The following is a 5944-nucleotide window of genomic DNA, read 5'->3' on the forward strand; positions in this document are numbered from 1 at the left end:
AAGAACCCACAACTAACAACAGAGAACACACAACATTTTATCATTTCACTTTTAACTTTTCACTTTTCACACTAACTCACACCTCACTATCTCACTATCTCACTATCTCACCGTCTCACTGTCTCACTGTCTCACTAATAACTAGAATCTAGACGCTAGATTAGAAGTTGTATCACAGAGACTCGCAGAGAGAACACGAAGCTTCACAGAGAACTCCTAAAAACTAGAACATAAAAGCTACTGACTAAGACCCCACAACTAACAACAGAGAACACACAACATTTTATCATTTCACTTTTAACTTTTCACTTTTCACACTAACTCACACCTCACTATCTCACTATCTCACTATCTCACCGTCTCACTGTCTCACTGTCTCACTAATAACTAGAATCTAGACGCTAGATTAGAAGTTGTATCACAGAGACTCGCAGAGAGAACACGAAGCTTCACAGAGAACTCCTAAAAACTAGAACATAAAAGCTACTGACTAAGACCCCACAACTAACAACAGAGAACACACAACATTTTATCATTTCGCTTTTCACTTTTCACTTTTAACTATTCACTTTTCACACCAACTCACTGCCTCACCATCTCACCACCTCACCACCTCACCATCTCACCATCTCACTCCCCAACCACCCCCAAAACTTTAGCACCCACCACTTCCCCATACCACACAAAATCCGTAACTTTGAGCAACAACTTAAACACATCAAATCTTGAAAGTATATACAAAAACAGGTGATAAAGGCACAACCGCGCTTTTCGGTGGAACTCGTGTTCCTAAACACCATATTAGAATTGAAAGCTACGGCACAATCGACGAACTGAACTCCTACATCGGACTTATTAGAGATCAAGAGATCAATCCGCTGTATAAAAATACCCTGATGGAAATTCAAGATCGCCTATTTACCGTAGGTGCCATATTAGCCACCGATCCAGAAAAAGCGACTTTAAAAAATGGCAAGGATCGTTTAAACATTCCGAAAATCAGCACAGAAGATATCGAACGTTTAGAGAAGGAAATCGACCAAATGGAAGACAGCCTACCTCCTATGACGCATTTCGTTTTACCTGGCGGACACCAAACCGTGTCATTCTGTCACATTGCACGCACCGTATGCCGTAGAGCGGAACGTTTAGCCTCGCATCTTAACGATTTAGAACCGTTTCAACCTGAAACTTTAATGTATATTAATAGACTATCTGACTACCTTTTTGTGTTGGCACGAAAGTTGTCACATGACTTGCAAGCTGAAGAGATAAAATGGATTCCTAAAAAAGAATCATAACAGGTCAGAAATATCCGACTTGATTAAGGTCAGTTTGAATGCTTCAAGAACACGAGAATCGTTTCGAGAACCATTTCAACCCAAATTAATCGATTCAAGATGATTTATCAGAGCAGAATTCCGATAAATTCATCCAAATTAGTAACCATTTTTATCACAGAAGTTTAGGATTAAAATTGCAAAATTTAGTCCGATTTAAAAGTTGAAAATCAAACGTTCTTTTTATTAATGATTAATTAATTTGATTTTTTCTTGGATTGTTCAACTAAAAAATTATTTTTGCAAAAAATTAAATTACAACGCAAATATGTACTGGACTTTAGAATTAGCATCTTATTTAAGTGATGCGCCTTGGCCTGCAACGAAAGACGAGCTTATTGACTATGCAATTAGAACAGGAGCACCTTTAGAAGTTGTCGAAAATTTACAAGCAATTGAAGACGAAGGGGATTCTTACGACTCAATTGAAGAAATTTGGCCAGATTACCCAACGGACGAAGATTACCTCTGGAATGAGGATGAATATTAACATATAAAATTATCACAAAAAAGTCTCTTGCGTTATTATAACTGAGAGACTTTTTTTATTTTCGGAGGCTTTTATTCGGAAATAGAAATTTTGTTTAAAAAATCAAGGCGACCTAGGCTTACGCATTAAGATTAGTCTTTTATATTAGCCATTTAAACAAACGAACTGAAAAAATAACAAAGATTGACACAAATCAATCTGTTAGAAACATTATAATATGACCTTTTTAGATAAAGTACTTAAAATCTTTGTTGGAGATAAATCCAAACAAGATGTTGGTGCTATTAAACCCATTGTAGAAAAAATTAAAACCTTCGAGAAAGCTTTAGAAGCTTTATCTCACGACGAACTTAGAGCTAAAACAGCCGAGTTTAAAGCTAAAATAGCCGAAGCAAGGCAGCCTCTAAACGCTAAAAAAGAGGAGCTTTTAGCTAAAGCAGATGTTACTGAAGATATTGATGAACGTGAGGACATCTATGTTGAAGTCGATAAGATCGAAGATGAAATCTACGAGGTAACTGAAGGTGTTTTAAACGATATTCTTCCTGAAGCTTTTGCTGTAGTTAAAGAAACGGCAAAACGTTTTGTTCATAACACACAAATCCCAGTAACGGCCAATGCTTTTGACCGTGAAATCTCAGGAGCGCATGATTATGTAACCCTAGAAGGCGACCAAGCGATTTGGGCGAACTCTTGGGATGCTGCTGGTAAGCCAATTACTTGGGACATGATTCACTATGATGTGCAGTTAATTGGTGGTGTAGCCATGCACCAAGGTAAAATTGCTGAGATGCAAACCGGTGAAGGTAAAACCCTTGTGGCAACCCTTCCTGTGTATTTAAATGCCTTAGCTGGAAAAGGGGTTCACTTAGTAACGGTTAACGATTACTTAGCGAAACGTGATAGTGCTTGGATGGCACCAATCTTCCAATTCCACGGGATGAGTGTCGACTGTATCGATTACCACACACCAAACTCTGATGCTCGTCGTAAAGCTTATAATGCCGATATTACCTACGGAACAAATAACGAATTTGGTTTCGATTACTTACGTGATAATATGGCACATTCGCCAGACGATTTAGTACAACGCCCACATCACTACGCGATTGTCGATGAGGTCGATTCAGTATTAGTCGATGATGCACGTACACCATTAATTATTTCTGGTCCTGTACCAAGAGGTGACGAGCACGAATTCGATGCCCTTAAACCTAAAGTTCAGCAGATTGAAGAAGTGCAACGTAAATATTTAGTTGGCGTTCTGGCTGAAGCTAAAAAACTGATTGCCGCTGGTGATACTAAGGAAGGTGGATTCCAATTATTAAGAGCTTTTAGAGGTATTCCTAAAAACAAGGCCTTAATTAAGTTTTTAAGTGAAGAAGGAATTAAACAACTTCTTCAGAAAACGGAAAACTTTTACATGCAAGATAACAACAGAGAGATGCCTAAGGTAGATGCAGAACTCTATTATGTTATTGATGAAAAAAACAATCAAGTTGAATTAACAGATAAAGGTGTTGAATTCCTTTCTGGTGAGGATGATCCTAACTTCTTCGTTATGCCAGAAATGGGAACTGAAATCGCTAAGATTGAAGCTAAAGGCTTACCTGCTGAAGAAGAAGCAAATCTTAAAGAAGATTTATTTAGAGACTTCGGTATTAAGTCGGAACGTATTCATACCCTAAACCAATTATTGAAAGCTTACGCATTGTTTGAAAAAGACAATCAGTATGTGGTTATGGACAATAAAGTTATGATTGTCGATGAGCAAACTGGTCGTATTATGGATGGTCGTCGTTATTCAGACGGACTACACCAAGCGATTGAAGCTAAAGAAAATGTAAAAATTGAAGCGGCTACGCAAACCTTTGCAACAGTAACTCTTCAAAATTACTTTAGAATGTACCGCAAACTATCTGGTATGACAGGTACTGCGGTGACTGAAGCTGGTGAGTTTTGGGAAATCTACAAGTTAGATGTTGTTGAAATTCCAACAAATAAGCCTATCGCTAGAGATGATAGAGATGATTTAGTTTATAAAACTAAGCGTGAAAAATACAACGCGGTAATTGACGAAGTTACAGCCTTGTCTCAAGCCGGAAGACCAGTTCTTATTGGTACTACTAACGTAGAAATTTCTGAGCTTTTAGGAAAGATGTTAAGTATTCGTAAGATTCCACATAACGTCTTAAACGCGAAGCAACATAAAAGAGAAGCAGATATTGTAGCTCAAGCAGGTAATGCTGGGCAAGTAACTATCGCTACTAACATGGCCGGTCGTGGTACCGATATTAAGTTAAGTGAAGAAGTAAAAGCTGCTGGTGGTTTAGCCATCGTTGGTACAGAACGTCATGATTCACGTCGTGTCGACAGACAGTTAAGAGGTCGTGCTGGTCGTCAAGGAGATCCAGGAAGCTCACAGTTCTATGTGTCTTTAGAAGATAACCTGATGCGTTTATTTGGTAGTGAACGTATCGCCAAGATGATGGACAGAATGGGACTTAAAGAAGGGGAAGTGATTCAGCATTCCATGATTTCTAAGTCGATTGAACGTGCACAGAAAAAAGTTGAAGAAAACAACTTTGGTGTTCGTAAGCGTTTATTGGAATATGATGACGTTATGAATGCGCAACGTGAAGTAGTTTACAAACGTCGTAAGAATGCGTTACATGGTGAGCGATTAAGAGTCGATTTAGCCAATATGATTTTCGATACTTCGGAAGGTATTGCTGAAAACAATAAGAATGCTAATGATTATAAGAACTTTGAGTTTGAATTGATTCGTTATTTCTCAATGGAGTCGCCTATTACTGAAGCGGAATTCGGTAAGAAGAGCGCTCAAGAAATTGCGGGCATCATTTATAAGGCCGCCTTTAAGCACTATCGTGAAAAAATGCAGCGTAATGCCGATTTAGCATTCCCTGTTATTGAAAATGTGTACAATACACAACGTGATCGTTTCAAAAGAATCGTGGTTCCATTTACAGATGGTGTTAAAAACCTTCAGGTGGTTACCGATTTAGAGAAAGCATATGAAACTAAAGGAACACAACTGATTAATGATTTTGAAAAGAATATCACATTAGCCATAGTTGATGATGCTTGGAAAACCCATTTACGTAAAATGGATGAATTAAAGCAGTCGGTTCAATTAGCCGTTCACGAGCAAAAAGATCCCTTATTAATTTATAAGTTCGAATCGTTTGAGCTATTTAAATCAATGATTGATCAAGTGAATAAAGATGTTATTTCATTCTTATTCAAAGGTGAAATCCCTCAAGAAACCGCAGATACTATTCAAGAAGCAAAGGCAAGACGTCAAGAGAAATTAGAAACTCAAAAAGAAGAGATTCCTAATTTAGATGAGCGTTCGTCTCAAAGCAGAGCTGCTGGTGGAAACACACAACAACAGCAACAAGTCGTTGAAACTATCGTTAGAGAACAACCAAAAATTGGTCGTAATGATAAAGTAACAATTAAGCATGTGATGAGTGGAGAAAACAAAACAGTAAAATACAAACAAGCTATTCCTTTAATTGAAAAAGGTGAATGGGTACTTGTTGAGTAGGTGATTAAACCTTTCAAATTAACACATCATACATTCAAAAATCCTGATGAATTCCATCAGGATTTTTTTATACCTATTATTCTCATCCACAACGTTACTTTGAGCACTCACTAAGAGGTAAAAAGACCTTACAAGGTACTCCACTGTGAAACTCTATGAGCACTCGGCGAACCTCTGCGTTATAGATGAATCGCTCCAATAGTTCTAGATGCATTTCTGGCTCGCTTGAAACATTCTAACTGACGGTGGTGAGTTGGTGAGTTGGTGAGTCAGTGAGTTGGTGAGTCAGTGAGTTGGTGAGTGAGCTACTGTGAAAAGTGAAGAGATGATTGGTTGATAGGCTGTAGGCTGTAAGCATTAGGGATTAGGTATTAGGTATTAGGGATTAGGGAATGGGAGTGAAAAGTAAAAAGTGAAGGGTTGTTAGTCGTTAGTCTAAAGTTTCTAAGGGACTGTAAATTATTTTGTGTTTTCAACTTTTAGATAGCCGAAAAATGATTTTGAAATTCATAGGCAAAAAATTTACTTTTAAAATTTTATCTT

3 protein-coding genes are annotated in these 5944 nt (G+C 37.7%); all 3 read left to right on the forward strand.

Annotation, left to right across the window (positions count from 1 at the left end; translation table 11 throughout):
• Window positions 1-725 precede the first annotated feature (725 nt).
• The 3 genes from DFQ11_RS14380 to secA all read left to right on the forward strand — a co-directional run bounded on the left by DFQ11_RS14380 (window position 726) and on the right by secA (window position 5401).
• On the forward strand, window positions 726-1301 hold the full coding sequence (locus tag DFQ11_RS14380; protein ID WP_110476581.1) for a cob(I)yrinic acid a,c-diamide adenosyltransferase: 576 nt from the start codon (window positions 726-728) through the stop codon (window positions 1299-1301).
• A 307-nt stretch (window positions 1302-1608) separates the two neighbouring features.
• Window positions 1609-1830 (forward strand): DUF2795 domain-containing protein, encoded by a 222-nt coding sequence (locus DFQ11_RS14385; protein ID WP_008272287.1) that lies wholly within the window; start codon window positions 1609-1611, stop codon window positions 1828-1830.
• A gap of 217 nt (window positions 1831-2047) precedes the next feature.
• Window positions 2048-5401, forward strand: coding sequence for a preprotein translocase subunit SecA (secA, locus tag DFQ11_RS14390; RefSeq protein WP_110476582.1), 3354 nt, complete (start codon window positions 2048-2050; stop codon window positions 5399-5401).
• Window positions 5402-5944: the final 543 nt, after the last annotated feature.

Origin of the sequence: Winogradskyella epiphytica, from assembly GCF_003217215.1 — a bacterium.
Classification (GTDB): Bacteria; Bacteroidota; Bacteroidia; order Flavobacteriales; family Flavobacteriaceae; genus Winogradskyella; species Winogradskyella epiphytica.